Raw genomic sequence first — 18,829 nt, forward strand, 5'->3', positions numbered from 1 at the left:
AAGTTAATCTTTTGACCATCATCCCCTCCCAACAACTATATGAAAAAACTCACATATTCCTTAATCGCAGGCGTGGCAGCCTTCCTGATGCTCGCTCTTGTCTCTCCAGTCTCTGCCGCGGATAAAACCGTGACGATCACCGGTGAAGGCAAGTGCGCGAAGTGCGCCCTCAAAGAAGCCGACAAGTGCCAAAATGCCATCCAGGTTGAAAAAGATGGCAAAACCACCACTTACTACCTCGTGCAAAACGACGTGAGTAAGAGTTTCCACGAAAACATCTGCAAGGAATCCAAGAAGGTCACCGCTACCGGGACTGTGAAAACGGAAGACGGCAAAATGATGCTCACTGCCGATAAAATCGAAGTCGCCAAGTAAGCTTCTGACAATTTGTTTCTAATCGCCCGCTTCCCAAGCTATGTAGGCCTTGGGAGGCGGGTGTCGTTTGTACGGGATTCATCTCAAAGCCCCGGCCACCTCCGCCATTGAATTCTTGCCCCGCGCCTTCCGTCAAATTGACAAATCAGAAATTATGTTATGAAAAGGATTCTCTCTTTGGCAGTACTGGCAACCGCACTCGCGGGAATACAAACCAAGGCACAAAACTGTTACGATCCCAATTATGTTCCGGGGTGCGTAAACACCACCCAGGCGGTTTGTCAGCCCACGGTCGCCTGCACCACTCCAACCGATGCTACTCCAGTGGCAAATAATGATCTTGATTGTTATCCGCGTCGCAGTTCCTCGGTGGTTTACATTGGCAGCCCGGAAGCCCGTGCTCGCAACTCCTATTCCCGCTGGAACCGGCCATGCAATTCGAGCACGCAGGTCATCCATTTCGGGCGCATCCAGGGATGCCAACAAGGTTATGATTTTGGTCGTCAACGGTAGGTGGTTTGAGTTGAATGGCTAAAGGGCGCTTCGACTTATGACAACTGATGAGAAGGAAATAGTGGCATTTCTCAACAGTATCCGGACACTTTTTTACCTGCAAGGAAATCGCCTGCAAAGCCAGGCACAAGAGCGAATACGAAGAAAACACCAAATGGGCTTCGGCCCCGCTCAATTCGCTCGCAATGCAGGGAGCCATCGAACAAAACGAAAGCGGGCATTCCAAAGCAAAGGCTGAGCGCTATTAACCAAGGCCCCCTTCCTCAACGCTTGTCTTTGCCACCGTTGCCATATACGCTGGCGGCCAAAGAGAGCATACGCATGGAACTAAACCTCTACCCACCTCAGCCCCGACGCAAAGACTTTCGCATCGGCATTTTAGGTAGCGGTTTCATCGTCAATGATTGTCACTTGGTTGCTTACAGAAAAGCAGGATTTAACCCGGTCGCCATTGCTTCACGTACTTTGGAAAACGCCCAAAAAGTCGCGCTCCGGCATGGCGTCCCCAAGGTATGCAATTCTTACGACCACCTACTCGACGATCCTTCCATTGAGGTATTGGATATCGCAGTTCCCCCACATGCCCAACTCGAGCTCATACGAAAAGCCTGCGCGCGAAAAACCGCCAAGGGCATCCTCGCCCAAAAGCCTTTGGGACAAAATCTAGCCGAGGCACAGGAAGCAGTGCAGCTATGTGAAGCCGCGGGCATCCTGCTCGCGGTAAACCAAAACATGCGTTACGACCATTCGGTTCGTGCGGCCAAAACCCTGCTCGATAATGGCACCATCGGCGAGCCTGTCATCGCCACCATTGAGATGCGTGGCATTCCACACTGGCAACCATGGCAGGCGGAGCTCGGTTGGGTCACTCTGCGCATCATGTCGATTCATCACCTCGATACATTTCGCTACTGGTTTGGTGAGCCTGAACGCATTTATTGCAGCACCCGTCCCGATCCTCGCACAAAGTTTCCCCATTCTGATGGCATTTGCACCTACATCCTCGAATATGCGAAGGGTCTGCGCTGTGTTGGCATTGACGATACCTGGACCGGTCCAGCAAGAGAAGGTTGTGTGAGTGACGAGTATATCAAATGGCGAATCGAAGGATTGAATGGACTCGCCATTGGGAGCATTGGTTGGTGTCACAATCCTTACACAACTCCGTCCACGATTCAATATGCCTCCAAAGGCCATCACGGTTTTCAAGCCCCAGTTTGGCCTGAAAGTTGGTTTCCCGATGCCTTTGTTGGCCCCATGGCGGACCTGCTCTTGGCTTTGGAAAATGGCGGCCAACCCAGCACGAGTGGCTATGATAATCTGAAAACGATGGCATTGATTGATGCGGCATACGTCAGCGCAAGGGAACATCTCGCCATTTCTCCCAAAGATGTTGAATCCGGTGATGCAATGAAGAGTTGGAGAAATTCTTCCAAATTTCAGAGTGCTTGGGTGAGCAATTTTACCCCACGAGCCCAGCGAGTGCTGGCCAATGCTAGAAAAGAAGCGAGTCGGTTCCGTCATGGTTTTGTCGGAACGGAACATCTGTTGCTTGGCCTGATAAACCTGGGCCAAGGCACAGCCTTCACTGTCTTAAGCCAGCTTGGCATGAGTTTCGAAGCCGTGCGCCTGGAGGTGGAGAAGCACCTGCCCATGGGTCCCGAGCAGAGTATCACGGAAACAATCCCTTATTCACCACGGACGAATAAGGTTCTGTCTCTCGCTGCCAGGGAAGCCAAGGCACTGGATCATACCTATGTGGGCACGGAGCATATACTACTGGGTTTGCTTCAGGAAGGTGCAGGAGTTGGCGCAATCGTCCTTAAAAAATTTGGCGTCGATGCAGCACAAACTCGTTCGGAAATTTTAAAGGTATTAAAGCCGGACAAAAACAAGGCTTGAACCACCACCTCTAATCACAAATGCAACGCATAATTGGATTCATTGCGCCTGGATTATAGCTTTCCTAACATGAAACTTGGAATCATCAACAGCGCCTTTCAGCAGGCCGGTGTGGACACCGCCACCGGCCTCAAGCACATTTCACGGATCGGTTTCGACACGGTTGACGTTTTTACTGAAGCGATTGGCATCTCCAAAAAGGAGATCAGCCTCGTCGCAAATACCACGAGCAAACTCGATTTACCCATCGTCTCTCTACCCGTGGTTGCCGTCGGCCTTGTCGATTTCAACGATCCCGTTCGGGCTTTCCACGTTGAACGATGCAAAAGGTTCATCGACCTTGCCAAAATCTGGGGCGCAAAGAACATCCTGCTCGTGGTGGGTGAATACATCTGGCAGCGCGAAGTCATTCCCGCCGGAGAGCAATGGAAATGGGGTATTGAAACCTGCCGCATTCTCGGCGATTACGCTGATAAGAAGAAAATCGATATCGCTCTGGAATTGGAACCTTTTCGTTTGAGTTTGCTGAACAACGTGAAGGAGATGATTCGCTTCGTTGACGAGTGCAATCATCCGCGCGTAAGGGCAAATATTGATATCAGTCACCTGGTCCTTTCGGATACGGGTCCGGCTGAATTGAAAAAGCTGAAAGGCAAAGCCATCCATGTTCATCTCAGCGATTGCGATGGGAAAGTTCATGGTGATCTTCCTCCCGGACGAGGAGTGGTGAAATTTGCTCCGTATCTTCAGGCGATAAAGGAACTCAACATGGATGATGGAGTGGTTTCCATTGAACTTGAATATGCTCCTGATCCATCAAGGATTGTCGAATGGGTCGAGGAAGCTTATCGTGAAACCGCGAAGCTTATGGACATGGTGGGGCTGAGAACGTAAGCTCTTTTCATCCATCATTAACAAACAATTTACGGCTGTATTTCGCGAAGGGCTGCAACTTATTATATTCAAATGAGAATTGGTTTTTTGACTGACGCTAATGTGGATCGTCTTGACTGGGCTCGCCAGCAAGGTTTTGGATCCATTGCCTGGAACCGCTTTGATGGCAGTCTTGCCGGCCCGCAACACTCAAACTGGAAACCGTTCGCTGAACAATTCGCCTCTGAGACAAAGTCCCGGAACATCCGGATATCGACCATCGGAGCGCTGTATAAGAATCCACTGGATACCAAACAGAGCGAATATGCGCGTTCAGTTTTTCTGCGTGCCATCGAAGTAGCTGCTCATATTGGCGTTAAAACCGTTTCCGGTTTTCCGGGCGCGGTGATTGAAATGGAAGTTAATCCGAAAGGGGAAAACCCGGTTTATAAACCTTTCGAACCATTCCTCCCTCGACTGCTCGCATTTTGGGAACCGATTGCGCGCTTCGCTGCCGACAAAGGTGTGCGCATTGCCTTCGAGAATTGCCCCATGGGCTTCTATCACCTGCCGATCATGGGCTTTAACATGCTCGCCCAACCAGCCATGTGGGAACGACTCTTTAATGAAACAAAGTGCGAAAACATCGGCATTGAATGGGATGCCAGCCATTTGATGTGTCAATTGATTGATCCCGTTACCAACATCCACAAGTTCGGCACTAAAATATTCCACGTTCATGCCAAGGATGCCTATATCGACCGCCATACAATGGAAGTTTATGGCATCTGTCATCCGGGCGTGGCTGAACATAGGTTTCCTGGATTAGGCCAGGCTAACTGGGCAGAAATTGTGCATGCCCTGCTCCGCGCAGGATACGATTCAGACCTGAATCTCGAAGGTTGGCATGATCCGGTTTATCGTGACCATGGTTCCGCGGCGCCAACCGATGTGCACCTTGCTTCGGTCGATCACCAGACAGGACAGAAACTGGAAGAGACTGGCTTACTGATTGGCAAACGCACTTTGGAGCCATACGTGCCCAAGGAAACCTGAGCTGCTAAGCCTGCACGGTGGCAGGCACTTCCGGTTTAATTTGTCGGGAAAGTCCCAGCGAGAGCCCTGCGATAATCGCAACGCATCCCCAGAATTGCCCCCAGTGCAGAGTTTCATGCAGCCAAACGGCAGCTATGGCAACCCCGGCGACGGGTTGCATGAAAACCGTCAATGCCACCACATTCACGTCTGTTTCTTTGATCACGGCAAACCAGACCGCATAACCAATGGAAGTGCATATCGTGGCCATATAAAAGATGAACCACCAATATTTTAAAGGCATCGCGCGCGCGGCCGCAAAAGTTTGAGGGCCATCAATCAGCAAGTTGGTGATGGTTCCCGCAACCAGGGCGATGGTAAGAATCTTCATGATGCTGGCCCGCTCGATTAGTGGCTTGCCCATAATTGAATAAATCGCCTCGCAAATGAACGAGGAGATAAAGATTAGGCTCGCGGTCAATCCTGCCATTTGAAAGCCTGCTCCAAAGAGCCCGTTCAGCAGTGCGACTCCGAGCATTCCCAATCCAAACCCCATCAACCGGCGCGGACCAATGTGTTCCCGCAAAAAAATTGCAGCCGCCACGGAGGTGACGATCGGTTCCATCGCCATCAACACCGACGAGTTTCCCGCAGTGCTGATTTTATTTCCATAAACCTGTATGCGATGACCCAACATAAAGACAATGATTCCCATGACGATTGTCTTTACCAGATCCCAACCTCGCGGCGCCTTGCCTGGCAGCCAGGGCCAAAGGAGCAGCAAAATCAATGTCCCCATGCCAAAGCGAAGGGTCACGATGCCGCCGGGTGCAAGATAAGGCTCCAGTGCTTTGTAAATTGAAAGCGATGCTGCCCACCCACAATTCAACAGAATTAAAATAATTAAATACGATTGTCTCATCTGAAAATAGCCGCTGTGTAAGGAAAAAGCAGCCGCGCTAGCGCGTGCTGGACTTCGCTGGCACTTGTAACAAGACAATCATATTGAACGTGTTTGGAAACAAGGGAGAAGAAATATTACTTCGCACTGGATTGTCCACCCGATTGCACCCGGTAACGTTCATGCGTATAAAGCTCATCAGCACTCTGGTAAAGAGCCATGGCATCCTTTTCAATTTCCAAATCAGCTGCGTCCGGGCTGGTAATCTTCTTCATGCCCTCGGTTTTTGGATCGCCATGGTAAAATTCTGAACTCTTAAACATATTGAGCACCACCATACGGTTGTCACGCATCATGCCGATATCACGATTATGATTCAGCAACACACGGCCACCTTCAGGGGGGCTGTGCAACAAATCGCGTCCAAAGAACATGGTTTGATACGGACGGCCCAACATTCCAAGGATGGTTGGAGTTACGTCCAATGAACCTCCCAAGCGGGAAACACGACTGGGTTCCTTGACGACCGCCGGACCAACAACGAGCATGGGAATTTCATAGGAATGAATTGGAATGCTCTGGCTCCCATAAACCCGCGCTCCATGATCGGCCACGACTACGAAAATGGTATTATCATAGAATGATTCCTTCTTCACCGCGTGAAAGAATCGGCCCAACGCATAATCTGCATATTTCACGGCAAAATCACGTTGATGATAATCGGGGTTTTCAGCGATCCGTCCTTTCGGATAGGTAAAAGGTTTATGATTGGAAACTGAAAGCACGGTGGCAAAGAATGGTTTTCCAGTCGCAGCCATGACGCGAAATTCTTCGATGGAGCGGTCATACAGATCTTCATCGCAGACGCCCCAGATCGTAGTAAAGGTCGGATGTTCAAAATGCTTCTGCTCCACGAACCGGTCGTAACCGTTATTCATGGCGAACGATCGCATACCGTCGAAAACGCCGCGCCCACCGTAAAGGAAAATGGTGTTGTACCCGTCCCGCTTCAAAACCCGGGCGATCGTCTCCACATTTTCAGAACGGTCCCGTTTGACGATGGAATCCCCTGGTAAGGGCGGGAAGGAGGAAAGTACACCCTCAAAACCACGCACAGTCCGGTTGCCTGAAGCAAACAGGTTTTCAAAGAGCATCCCCTCCTCCCGGGCGAGTTGATCCATGAAAGGAGTGCACGTATTTGTTCGACCGAGACAGCCCCAAAACTCCGATCCCAAACTTTCTTCCAGCAGGATAACTACATTGAGCCTTGGCTTTTCAGTGCTGCCCGCGATGCTTCGCTGGAATGCATCAGGTTTATCCACGAATTTCGAGTTCGGCTCAATCACCAGCGTTTTGGTCCGCTGAAGTGCTTCATCTGCCGGCAGAGTTTTGTAATATGCGGTATAATCCAGATTATGTGTCCAGGCTGCCGCAGCGAAGGCCACCTGGCCATTATTCGCGACTTCATTCAGCAATCTTTCATTACTGAACCGGTATTCGCGAAATCCCACCGTGGGTGTTAAAATCACCACGGCTGCAACCGCGCCAAACCAGACGAGAGCGCGTTGCTTGAGCGAAGTTGGTGTGTCCCAAACTGGACGGGTGATTTTGTTGATCAGGAAGAGCAGACCGGCCGCAACCAGGCAGCAAATGGCGGCGATTTTTCCAACCGGATAATCCTGCCAGATATTGGTGAAGACCTCATATGGATAAAGGAGGTAATCCACTGCGACCGTGTTGAACCTGGACTTAAACTCTTCGAAAAAATAATATTCGGAAAATAAGAGAAAAATCTGAACCATCCAGAAGAGAAATAGAACCGTCTTCAGCAGAAATCGATGCCAGGAGGCGCGAAACCATCGATCCGGCAGGATGGCCAACCAGGTTATTAGAGGCAGGCAAAGCAACAGCGCGACGAAAATATCGAGATGAAGTCCTATCAATAACGCTTTCACCAAATCTCCCCCTCCGGAGGGCAGTGGCGGCTTAAATGTGAAAAAGAGAACGAGTCTAAGAACAAAAAAACAGACAAGCAGGCTTACAAAATTAAATCCCACTAGTGTAAAACGGGACTGTTTCCACTTCCGTCCCGACGTTTTCGCGGAATTCTCTGTGTTCAAAGGTGGCATGACATTTTAGTACGAATAATCGTGACCCCTGACCCATCTATAAAGGTGAGCCCGGTCGTCGCAGACTATTCGCTTAATGCGATGGTGAGTCAAGCTTATGGCGGGATTGTGAAGAGATGTTAACGAGATTGGCGTTTACACTGCGAAGTCCTAATTGTTAAGATGGTAATTCACTCAAACATGAAGAAGTGGTTGATAATCATAGTAGTATTGGCGGCAGGCGGTGCCGGTTATTTTTATTGGAATAAGAATTCCAAAGCCAGGCCGGCAGGCCAGTCCCCTGCCCGCCCCACCACCGCCATCGTGGAATCGCGGAGCATTCAATTCGTCCTCACCTCGGCCGGTGACATTGGGCCAGCGGACCAGGTTTCAGTGCGACCGGAAATAAATGGGCGCATATCTCTGTTGCCAGTGGACATCGGCGACCAGGTGAAGAAAGGCGAACTGCTTTTTGCTCTGGATGATCAGGACCTTCAGACAGATCGGGCTTCCCGCCTGACCGATATTGAAGGGGCCAAGCTTACGGTCGAGAAGACGCATCGCAATTACGAGCGAAACCAACGACTTAGCGAAGCAAAGTTGATTTCCCAGGAAGTTTTCGACGACGGCAAAACCGATTATGACCTGGCTCAAAATGCCTTGGAACGTTCCCAAAAAGCGTTGCGAGTCGTAGACGACCAGCTCTCCAAGACACGAATTGTGGCCCCGTTTGATTGCACCGTTTTGACCCGCCCGATTTCCATCGGCCAGGCCGTCTCTGGCTCAGGTGGTTTCAATAGCGGCACCGAAGTCATGACCATTGCCAACCTGAAGGAAATGATCGTCAACGCACACGTGAATCAAGCCGACGTGACCCGCATGAAAATGGGCCAAACTGTCGATATTGAGGTCGAAGCTGTCCCCGGGCTTAAGTTTAAAGGAACGGTCCAACGCATTGCGCCCCAGGCGACCATTAAAAACAACATCAAAGGGTTTGCCGCTCAAATATTCCTGAAGAATATCGATCCGCGTGTTCGTCCCGGCATGACGGCCAACCTCACTATCCCGCTCATTTCCGCTGACAACGTTCTGGCAGTCCCGCTGGCAGCAGTTTTTACGGAACAGGGAGATCGCTATGTTTACGTTAAGAAGGAGGATAATTTTGAAGTTCGCCCCATTCAAATAGGAGTGGCGGACTTTCAATACGCCGAAATAGTGGATGGGCTGGCCTCCGGAGAAACCGTTTCGCTGGTCAGGCCCAGTGATGTTCCTGAGCCGAATCCAGGCAAAAAGAAGAAGAAAAAGGCTGACGATGCCAAGGTCAAAGCGGCGCAAAATACCACGGACAAGACCACTAACACTGCCAGTTCAGGAAAACGGGCCGTTCTTTGACGTTTAGTAATTATGGCTCTCGTTGAAGTTCGAAACATCAGCAAGCTTTATCACCTCGGCGGTGAGGAGATTCGTGCGCTGGATGATGTTTCGCTGGACATCGATGGCGGAGAATTTATTTCCATCATTGGCCCCTCTGGCAGTGGCAAATCCACGCTGATGCATATCCTTGGTTGCCTCGATTCGCCTACCAAAGGCACCATCAGACTGGATGGCACCATGATCGAAAACGCCACCCCGCATCAATTAGCCGGCATTCGCAATCGCAAGATCGGGTTCGTTTTCCAGTTCTTCAATCTCCTCCCTAAACTGACGGTCCTGCAAAATGTGGAATTGCCCATGATCTACAGCGGCTATTCCGCCCGGGAACGCGTTATACGAGCGATGGAAGCACTTAAATTGGTGGGCTTGGAAAACCGCAGCAAACACCGTCCCATGCAGATCTCCGGCGGTCAGCAGCAACGCGTCGCCATTGCCCGCGCCCTGGTGAACAATCCGAAAATTGTGTTTGCCGATGAACCCACCGGCAATCTGGATTCCCACACTGGCGAAGCGATTTTGGAATTATTTCGCAAGCTGAGCCAGGAAGGACGCACGATCGCACTGGTGACGCACGATCCTGAAATTGCTGCCGTTACTCCCCGCCGCATTGAAATTCGGGACGGCAAAATCGCCAAGGAAGTGGATGCCCGGCTGGCGGGGCTCGATCGCAAACCCTCACCCACCGAAGGAGCCCGACCATGAATTTATTGAATGCCATAGTGGTGGGCTTCAAGGAAATCTGGGCTCATAAATTCCGGTCCCTGCTCACGATGCTTGGAATCATTCTGGGAGTTGCCAGTTTGGTGGGCATGTCTGCGCTGGTGAAAGGCATGGAAAACGGGATGAAAGAATCCTTGATTGCCATCGGCGGTGTGGAACGCGTGCGATTGGAGGAGAATGATATTCCTGCCTACCAACAGTATCTGGCCGATCAGGCGGTTGGTTGCACCATGAATGATGTCTATGCGTTGGAGAAAAGCGCGCCGTTAATCAAGATGGTGACGCCCGAAATGCGGGTTCGTGACGGCATGATGACGCATGGAAATAAGAGTTACAATGCCTGGATATTCAGTGGCACCTGGCCGAATGCGCTGGAGATGAATCAACACACGGTTGAATACGGACGCATGTTCAATGACATTGACGATGAGCAGGCGCGCAACGTCTGTGTCATCGGCACTGCCGTTCGCGATGCTCTTTTCGGAGCCCCCGAGCAAATCGGGTATGAGTATAATCCCGTAGGCGAGCAAATTAACATCAAGGGACAACCTTTTATCATCATCGGAATGTTCCAGCAGTATGAGAGCGAGCAGGAACGGAAGTTTCGAGAATACATCAAGGAGCATCCGCCTGAAGCCGGCAACACAAATAGTCCGGCTCGCAGTAAGGGTTGGGGCGGGAAGCGGAGCAGCAGCTTTGTGTTCACGATGAAGAATAACACGGTATATATCCCTTTGAATACCATGTGGGTGAAGTTCCGTTCGACGGCTGGTTCCAATAATATTCCCGATCCGCGTCTTTCCAGCATGGCGGTAAAAGTTGCGGACGTGGATCAAATGGACCAGGCCATCCAGCAAGCCCACAACGTGTTGATGAGCACGCACAAGGGTATCGAAGATTTTGCCTTCCAAACGCAGGAGGACTGGGCGGAAAACATCGGCAAGGCGATTAAGAATGCCCGTATGAGTGGCGGTATCATTGCGGCCATCAGTTTGCTGGTGGGTGGCATTGGCATCATGAACATCATGCTCGCGAGCATCACCGAGCGCATTCGTGAAATAGGCATCCGCAAGGCTATTGGCGCAACCTTTAGCGACGTTTTTATCCAAATCCTTGTTGAAAGCGTGGTTATCGCTGTCATTGGGGGTGCCGCGGGTTTGCTCGCTTCACTCGCACTGGTAAATCTGCTCTCGGCTATTTCTCCCACGGACAATACTCCGGTGATTACCCTAAACTCCATGGTTATGGCGTTTGCCTTCAGTGTTGGGATTGGTATCCTGGCTGGGCTCATTCCGGCATTCAAGGCAGCCAAACTCGACCCCATCCAGGCGCTGCGTTATGAGTAATCCGCCGTTGTGGTAGCCAAAGCCATCCAAAAATGCTATCCTTTTGAGCTAAACAAGCCGTTGACAACGTATGCCGTTCGGCTACCGTTACCGGCTCTGAATTACTAAATAGAGATAATTTATGCCGAATACAAAGTCAGCTGAACGCCGCATGCGGAATAGTGCCCGCAAACAAAAGAATAACCGCAGCACCACCACGCGGTTGCATACTCTCGAGAAGAATTACCTGCAACTCGTGACCGCAGGCAAGAAGGACGAGGCTACCAAGGCTTATCAAGCAGTGACCTCCGCTCTGGACAAAGCCGCCAAGACTGGCACCGTCCACCGGTCCACCGCCAGCCGCAAGAAGTCCCGTTTGGCTCTCCGCCTGAACAAGGTGAAGTAATTCATTTTACCAAAAGGCGTCTGCTCCCGCGCAGACGCCTTTTTTCTTTATCAAGGCTGCCTCCCCCGCCCGGTGCCCGAAGACGATAATGTTTGAAGGGGTATGGCAAAGCCAGCCCGCCTTGAATTGCGACCAGGTTGACGACACAACAGGATCGGCAATCCGTCCCTGCACTCCAACCTTCGCTTGCTTTTTTTTCAGCGCTTCACAATAGTTGCGAAAAAATTAGCAAGCCTCCATATGAAAGAGAAAACCATTCTGCTAGTTGAAGATTCTGAAGATGATGTTTTTTTCTTCCAGCGCGCTCTCAATCGCAAAGGAGCCAAGTACCCGGTGCAGGTCGCCATGGATGGGGACGAAGCCGTTAATTATCTTAGTGGCAAAGGCGCTTTTTCGGATCGCACCAGGCATCCCCTGCCCGATCTGATCTTTTTGGACATTCAAATGCCCAGGATGAACGGTCATGAGGTGCTGCGCTGGATTCGTGAGCAGCCGGAATTGCGGACGATTCCGGTGGTTATTCTCAGCACCTCATCCCAACCGATTGATATTCAAAGAGCGAATGCCGCTGGTGGGAACGCATATCTTCTCAAAACCTCCAATTCAGAAAAATTCGGCACCATCCTGGATCATACTCTCTACTTCTGGCTGGAGGCCAATCAACGATTGGCTTGAGAGAGAGGCGCATCATCTGGCGATTGGTCAGGTCAGCTGAAGGTTTTAATGTGCCTTTGTTCAAAGGCCCAAGATTAACTTGCAGGAGATTTATATGGGAATTGGCTACCAAGACTTCTTTCCGGAAGTCGTAAATAGTGGTTTTTTCACAAAGGAATTCGAAGAATTGACAGCAACGGTGACCCTAGCCAACCAATGGATTTCTTCAAGCGGCGTGCGCGTCATCAACGTCGAGACTATCGTACTTCCCAATACCCAAAATGTGAAGTGGTATCAGGTTGTTCGCATCTGGCACGAAGTTCCAGACGTGAATTCTTGATAGCCGGATAGAAGCAGCGGGTTTGCTTGCCTTCCAGATGACGTCTGGAACCGGCCCTTGCTCCGCAAAGCATGCCTGGAGAAAAAATCCTTCGCTGGAAATTGAAATGGCATTGGGAACAAATACATGATAGTAAGCAGGCATGTGTTCCCTCGAAGTTCCGTGCAAGCTATACCATGGCTTGCTGGTGAGGCGACTGGCATGCGTTGTCGCATACGTGTTGACAATCCTCCTCTCCAGTCTTGTGCCGGCCGCACGAGCTGCTACGAACATGACACCCATCGCAGTCACCGGTTTCAACCGGGACCTGGTGGTTGAGAGTACTGCGCACGGCCCACCTTATACCAGCTACGCCGTCGAATTGAATCCCGGCGAGGGAAACGCCTATTACGAGAGAGGCTTGCCCGGTTACGGTTTTGGCATGCCATCAGGCTCATTCACCACCACTGCCGGCGATAATACCATTTTCCAGTTTCAGCCCTACACAAACAACAATGCACTGGTGTTGAGCAGTGCCACAGGCCTCACCAACGGCACACTGACTCTGGTGACGCCTGCGACGTACTCCAAAATCGCCGTGCTCGCCAATTCTGCATATGGCACTAACTACTCTGGATTTCTCAGCTTGAATTTCAGCGACGGTTCCACAGTTCTGACGACGTATTACACGCCAGATTGGTTTGCGAATCCGACCAATGTGGCGTTAAAGGGAGTGTCTCGCATCAACCTCGTGGACGGCAGCAGTGACGGCATACCGGACGATCCGCGATTTTACCAAACCACCATCAATGTGGCCGCGCTTTTGGGCGGGACGAACAAACCACTTGCCAGCATCACGTTTGGCAACGCAGTGGCCGGAGCGACAGCCATTTATGCGGTCAGCGGCCAGCTGGCCCCCAATTTGGCACCGATCGCCCTCACCGGTTTTAATCGTGACCTGGTGATTGAGAGTAATGCGTCCGGTCCACCATACAACAGCGTTGCGACCGAGTTGAATCCGGGCGAAGGGACGTCCTTTTATCAAAGCGGTCTCCCTGGCAAGACATATGGGTTGCCTGCGTACGGAGTGTTTAGCAGCGCGCTGGACGGAGTTACTTTCCAGTTTCAACCTTATAGCGCAAACAATGCGCTGGTATTGAGCAGCACGACCGGCCTGACCAATGGCACATTGTCGCTGGTTGCCCCGGCGACCTACAATAGCATTGCCATTCTCGCCAACTCAGCTGGCGGTGGTGGTTCGCCAAATGTAACTTTTAATTTTGCAGACGGCACCTCGTTCGTCGCGACGTACAATGCAGTAGATTGGTTTTATAATCCAAACTTTGCGCTTAACGGCGTGGAGCGAATCCATTTGAACAACGGCGCCACGGAAGGCGCGCCGGATAATCCGCGCTTTTATCAAACCACACTCAATCTGGTGACCTTACTCGGCGCAACCAACAAGCCATTGGCGAGCATGACTTTCTCGAAAGCAGCAGGAGCTGGGGCCACGGCTATCTATGCGGTGAGTGGCCGGCAAGGCGCGCAAACGAACGGTTCATTCACATTATCAACCGTGACGAATGCACCGGCAACGGGGATTCAAACCACCGCCGCAACGCTTGGCGGACGAATCGTTTCAACCGGCGGGGACGATCCCGAGGTTTTGATTTATTATGGCGCGGCAGATGGTGGGACGAATGCGGGTGCCTGGACGCGCCGTTTGACGCTGGGATTTCAAACCGGCTCATTCACCCAAGCGGTTGCCGGGTTGTCGTTCAACACAACTTATTACTTTCGTAGCGTTGCGGTAAATGCCGCAGGCACCGTGTGGGCCAGTACGTCCCAGAGTTTCAGCACTCCGGCACCCGCCTTGGCGGTAGTAACGAACCAACCGGCCTCGGGCATTCAAACAACCTCTGCCTTGCTCGGAGGAAGAGTGGTCTCCACTGGTGGGGACGCGCCTCTCATCACACTGTATTACGGTCCGACTGACGGCAGCACCAACACGGGAGCCTGGGCGCGGAATGTCGCATTGGGCACACAGACGGGATCGTTCGCTCAAGTCGTCACCGGGCTGGTTTCTGGCACGACATACTATTTCACCTCCAAGGCGGTGAATGCGGCTGGAACAGCATGGGCTGCCGGTTCCCAAAGTTTTGCACCCCCCGCATCCAATGCTCCGCCAACCTCGTTGAATTCAGTGCTCACCTATCGCAATGACAACGCCCGAACGGGGCTCAACACCAATGAAACGACGCTTACATTGGCCAACGTCAACACGAACTCCTTCGGGAAACTTTTCTCCTACGCACTGGACGGTTACATGGCTGCCCAGCCGCTGGTACTGCCCAATGTCGCGATTGCCGGCAAAGGGATCCACAACGTAGTTTTTGCCGTCACAGAGCACGACAGTATTTATGCTTTTGACGCCGATGGCAACGGCGGCACCAACGCCGCTCCACTGTGGCAGGTAAGTTTCATCAACCCGGCGGCGGGAATCACGCCCCTCGATGCGGCCAATGACCTGGCCAGTTGGTGTACGTTCATAGGACCGGAAATCGGCATTACCGGCACGCCGGTAATTGATCCTGCCACCGGGACCATTTACGTGGAAGCCAAGACCAAGGAGGTGTCAAACAACGCGACAAATTTCGTACACCGGTTACATGCGCTGGATGTAACGAGCGGCGCTGAAAAATTTGGGCGGTCCGATGATCATCGAGGCTAGTGTCCCGGGCAACGGCGATGGGAATGACGGTCAAGGTAACGTGCCGTTCATGCAAGCAAAAGAATTGAACCGTCCCGGACTGCTCCTGCTTAATGGAACAGTTTATATTGCCTTCGGCTCACACTGTGATTTTACCCCGTATCACGGCTGGGTGCTGGGCTACGACGAATATACGCTGGCACAAAATGGAGTTTATAACACGACGCCGAATGGCTTTGATGGGGCAATCTGGCAGGCTGGTGATGCTCCCGCAGCCGATGCCGCCGGCAATCTTTATTTCGAAACCGGCAATGGCACGTTCGATGTCGTCAACAACAACTATGGCGATTGTGTCGTCAAGCTCTCCAGTACCAATGGCCTTTCGCTCGCGGATTATTTTGCGCCCTACAACCAGGCGTATTTGGATGATCAAGATCTGGACCTCGGTTCGGCGGGGCTGATGTTGTTGCCTGACTCGGCGGGCAGCGCGGCGCATCGGCATTTGCTGGTGGCCGGCAGTAAGACCGGCACGATTTACCTGATTGATCGGGATAATATGGGACACTTCAACGCATCAGGTGACACCCAGATTGTGCAGTCACTCCCTAACGCCGCAGGTGGTATGTGGAGTACGCCCGCCTATTTCAATGGGATGTTTTATTATGGTAGCGCAGGCGACCGGATTAAGGCATTCGCTGTCGCCAACGGGTCCATTAACCCAACTATCGTGGGGCAGACTGCCGCCGCCCTGGGTTATCCCGGCGTTTCGCCCAGTATTTCAGCCAATGGAACCAACAACGCAATTGCTTGGGCACTCGATACTTCCGGATTCCCCGATAATCCTGCGGTTCTCCATGCTTACAATGCGACGAATCTGGCGCAGGAACTTTACAATACCAGCCAAAATCCGGACCGCGATACCGCGGGCAAGGCGGTGAAATTCGTTGTGCCAACAATTGTTAATGGCAAGGTCTACGTCGCCACGGCGGATTCATTGTCGATCTATGGCAGCAGCGTTTTTGTGAGCGCTCCCGTCATTGCTCCCAATGGCGGCACTTTCACCAACGCAGTGACCGTCACTCTTTCGAATACTGCACCCGGAGCAACGCTCTACTACACGCTGGACGGTACCGCACCAACCAGCAACTCACTCCCATATATTGGCTCATTTGTACTTACCAACAGTTTGGCGGTTAAAGCTGTGGCCGTGATATCAAATGGAGTAAGTGCGGTAATCACCGCCAGTTTTATCAATAGTTCTGCTGTCGGCAATGGCGCTGGCCTGCAAGGGGAATACTTTTCGAACCATTCCAGCACAAATGCATTTGCCGGATCACCCACCCTGGTCCGCACCGATCCAACTATCAATTTCGATTGGAACACTGGTTCGCCCGACCCGCTGATCAGTACCGATCAGTTCACAGTTCGCTGGACGGGCATGGTGCAGCCTCAATTCAATGAAACTTATACCTTTTATACGAGGACGGACGATGGCGTGCGGCTTTGGATAAACAACCAATTGCTGATCGACAAATGGGTGGGACAGTCGCCGACGGAATGGAGCGGCTCGATCTCGCTGGCTGCGCAACAGAAATACAACGTCAGGATGGAATTTTTTGAAGGTGCAGTGACCGTAGTGGCACAACTTTCCTGGAGCAGTCCTTCCACGGCCAAGGCCATCATCCCACAAACCCAGCTTTACCCTGTCACCAATCCGCCACCGGCTATTTCCTTAATCGTTCCAACCAACGGCTCCTCGTTTACGGCCAGTGCGAGCGTCACGCTGAGTGCAGTTGCCACAAGTCCCTACAACGCGATTGCTGCAGTAAATTTTTATAACAATGGAATTCAGCTCGGCAGTGTGAGTAATAGTCCTTATACCATCACCGCGACCGGCCTGGCGGCGGGTGCTTACACGCTTACAGCAGTTGCGACCGACACGACGGGTCTGGCCACCACTTCCGCCCCGGTCTCTGTTACCGTGACCACCGGCACAGGACAACCTTACGGCTTAACCACTCGCGCAACAGTCACACCGTTCCTCAACTTGCCAACCACATTTAATGGTTCAATACCGCCAGCACTTTCACAAACAGGCGTCTTTACCAATACCACCACCATGAATCCTGCCAATGGACTCGTGCCTTACAATGTCAATGTTCCATTGTGGTCCGACGGCGCGGTGAAAACCCGTTGGATGGCGGTGCCCAATAGCGGCGCACCTTATACTCCAACCCAACAAATCGGTTTTGCTCCCACTGGCGAATGGACTTTCCCGGCCGGCACGGTGTTCGTCAAACACTTCGACCTAATCACCGATGAAACGAACCCAAGCGTCAAACGCCGCCTTGAAACCCGCCTCCTTGTGCGCGACATCAACGGCACTGTTTATGGTGTTAGCTACAAATGGCGGGCTGATAACAGCGACGCGGACCTCCTTACCACCAGCCTAAGTGAAAACATCCTCGTCACCACTTCCACCGGTATCAGGACACAAACCTGGTATTATCCCAGTCCACAGGATTGCCTGACCTGTCACACCCCGAGTGCCAATTACGTGCTGGGCGTCAAGACGCGGCAGCTAAATGGGAACTTCAGTTATCCTGCTTCTGGTGTGACGGACAATCAACTCCGCACGCTTAATCGGTTGGGACTTTTCAATCCCGCCATCGACGAGTCTGGCATCAACAGCTACACGAAGCTCGCAGCCACCACCAACCAGGCCGTCCCACTGGAGGATCGCGCCCGCTCGTATCTCGATGCCAACTGCGCCCAGTGTCATCGCCCCGGCGGCAGCGGCATCACGTTCGACGCACGTTACGACACGCCGTTGACCAATCAAAACATTATCAATGTGGTACCCGTTAAAGGCACGTTGGGCTATGACAATGCCCGACTCATCGTGCCACGGGACATCTGGCGCTCGGTGATTCATGGCCGGATGAACAGCACCGACTCAACCATCAAAATGCCGCCATTGGCACGTAATCTTGTTGATACCAACTCCGTCCAATTAATCGCCGCCTGGATTAACAGCCTGCCCGGAACGCCAGCACTCCAGCCACCCACCCTGACCCCTGCGGGCGGCACATTCTTCAATTCGGCAACCATCCAGTTGCAACATCCTGATCCGAATGCGGCGCTTCGCTATACGCTGGACAGCACGCTGCCCACCACGAATTCACAGCTCTATTCGGGACCGTTCCAGCTCACCAACAGCGCCATGGTCACTGCGAGCGCATTCGAAACTGGCTTCAATAACAGCGTCGCGATCAACGCGCTGTTTACAATTCAACCTGCATTGTTTTTCACTTCGACGGGTTACTTCACTAATGGCGCATTCCAATTGCAATTATCAGGCCAGGTCGGAAAGACCTACATCTTCCAGGGAACCAGCGATTTTACCAATTGGATTTCGCTTGGCACGAACGCGGGGCCTTCCAGTCTGATCCAGCTTGCAGACCCGAACGCAACGAATTTCCCTTATCGCTTCTACCGCGCCGTCGAAAAACCTTGAGTTGTGCACTCGTTTGGCACTCGACAAATGCTGGGCA

General features: G+C 52.1%; 15 protein-coding genes. 13 read left to right on the plus strand and 2 right to left on the minus strand.

The window, feature by feature from the left end:
* The first annotated feature begins 39 nt into the window (after positions 1-39).
* The 5 genes from CFLAV_RS23375 to CFLAV_RS23400 all read left to right on the plus strand — a co-directional run bounded on the left by CFLAV_RS23375 (position 40) and on the right by CFLAV_RS23400 (position 4,719).
* Positions 40-375: a DUF6370 family protein gene (locus CFLAV_RS23375; RefSeq protein ID WP_007417323.1), complete on the plus strand. Its 336-nt coding sequence runs from the start codon at positions 40-42 to the stop codon at positions 373-375.
* Positions 376-534: 159 nt separating this feature from the next.
* Positions 535-888 carry a hypothetical protein gene (locus tag CFLAV_RS23380; protein WP_007417324.1) on the plus strand — a complete coding sequence of 118 codons (354 nt, stop codon included), beginning with the start codon at positions 535-537 and terminating at the stop codon, positions 886-888.
* Positions 889-1,209: 321 nt separating this feature from the next.
* Entirely contained in the window at positions 1,210-2,790 is a 1,581-nt protein-coding gene (locus CFLAV_RS23390) for a Gfo/Idh/MocA family protein (RefSeq protein WP_007417326.1), read from the plus strand.
* 69 nt (positions 2,791-2,859) lie between these two features.
* Positions 2,860-3,684 carry a sugar phosphate isomerase/epimerase family protein gene (locus CFLAV_RS23395; RefSeq protein ID WP_007417327.1) on the plus strand — a complete coding sequence of 275 codons (825 nt, stop codon included), beginning with the start codon at positions 2,860-2,862 and terminating at the stop codon, positions 3,682-3,684.
* 72 nt (positions 3,685-3,756) lie between these two features.
* Positions 3,757-4,719 carry a sugar phosphate isomerase/epimerase family protein gene (locus tag CFLAV_RS23400; RefSeq protein ID WP_007417328.1) on the plus strand — a complete coding sequence of 321 codons (963 nt, stop codon included), beginning with the start codon at positions 3,757-3,759 and terminating at the stop codon, positions 4,717-4,719.
* A gap of 4 nt (positions 4,720-4,723) precedes the next feature.
* On the opposite strand, the gene CFLAV_RS23405 is transcribed toward CFLAV_RS23400, so the two are convergent.
* Both CFLAV_RS23405 and CFLAV_RS23410 read right to left on the minus strand, forming a co-directional pair.
* A complete protein-coding gene (locus CFLAV_RS23405; RefSeq protein WP_007417329.1) occupies positions 4,724-5,620 on the minus strand; it encodes a DMT family transporter in 897 nt (298 codons plus the stop codon).
* A 116-nt stretch (positions 5,621-5,736) separates the two neighbouring features.
* Entirely contained in the window at positions 5,737-7,554 is a 1,818-nt protein-coding gene (locus CFLAV_RS23410; protein WP_160164647.1) for an LTA synthase family protein, read from the minus strand.
* Positions 7,555-7,908: 354 nt separating this feature from the next.
* Between CFLAV_RS23410 and CFLAV_RS23415 the strand changes: the two genes are divergently transcribed.
* The 8 genes from CFLAV_RS23415 to CFLAV_RS32955 all read left to right on the plus strand — a co-directional run bounded on the left by CFLAV_RS23415 (position 7,909) and on the right by CFLAV_RS32955 (position 18,792).
* The gene (locus tag CFLAV_RS23415) at positions 7,909-9,099 is read left to right on the plus strand and encodes an efflux RND transporter periplasmic adaptor subunit (protein WP_040549890.1); all 1,191 of its coding nucleotides are present in this window, start codon (positions 7,909-7,911) and stop codon (positions 9,097-9,099) included.
* 12 nt (positions 9,100-9,111) lie between these two features.
* A complete protein-coding gene (locus CFLAV_RS23420) occupies positions 9,112-9,843 on the plus strand; it encodes an ABC transporter ATP-binding protein (protein ID WP_007417332.1) in 732 nt (243 codons plus the stop codon).
* The gene (locus CFLAV_RS23425; protein WP_007417333.1) at positions 9,840-11,207 is read left to right on the plus strand and encodes an ABC transporter permease; all 1,368 of its coding nucleotides are present in this window, start codon (positions 9,840-9,842) and stop codon (positions 11,205-11,207) included. The genes CFLAV_RS23420 and CFLAV_RS23425 overlap by 4 nt, the downstream gene beginning before the upstream one ends.
* A 121-nt stretch (positions 11,208-11,328) precedes the next feature.
* Entirely contained in the window at positions 11,329-11,592 is a 264-nt protein-coding gene (rpsT, locus tag CFLAV_RS23430) for a 30S ribosomal protein S20 (RefSeq protein WP_007417334.1), read from the plus strand.
* A gap of 240 nt (positions 11,593-11,832) precedes the next feature.
* Complete coding sequence (locus tag CFLAV_RS23435) at positions 11,833-12,267, plus strand: response regulator (protein ID WP_007417335.1); 435 nt, start codon at positions 11,833-11,835, stop codon at positions 12,265-12,267.
* Positions 12,268-12,361: 94 nt separating this feature from the next.
* Positions 12,362-12,586 carry a hypothetical protein gene (locus tag CFLAV_RS23440; RefSeq protein ID WP_007417336.1) on the plus strand — a complete coding sequence of 75 codons (225 nt, stop codon included), beginning with the start codon at positions 12,362-12,364 and terminating at the stop codon, positions 12,584-12,586.
* Positions 12,587-12,803: 217 nt separating this feature from the next.
* A complete protein-coding gene (locus tag CFLAV_RS32950) occupies positions 12,804-15,296 on the plus strand; it encodes a beta strand repeat-containing protein (protein ID WP_150107559.1) in 2,493 nt (830 codons plus the stop codon).
* Positions 15,280-18,792 (plus strand): chitobiase/beta-hexosaminidase C-terminal domain-containing protein, encoded by a 3,513-nt coding sequence (locus tag CFLAV_RS32955; RefSeq protein WP_007417338.1) that lies wholly within the window; start codon positions 15,280-15,282, stop codon positions 18,790-18,792. Before CFLAV_RS32950 ends, CFLAV_RS32955 begins: the two co-directional genes overlap by 17 nt.
* Positions 18,793-18,829 lie beyond the last annotated feature (37 nt).

This window comes from Pedosphaera parvula Ellin514, from assembly GCF_000172555.1.
Lineage (GTDB): Bacteria > Verrucomicrobiota > Verrucomicrobiia > Limisphaerales > Pedosphaeraceae > Pedosphaera.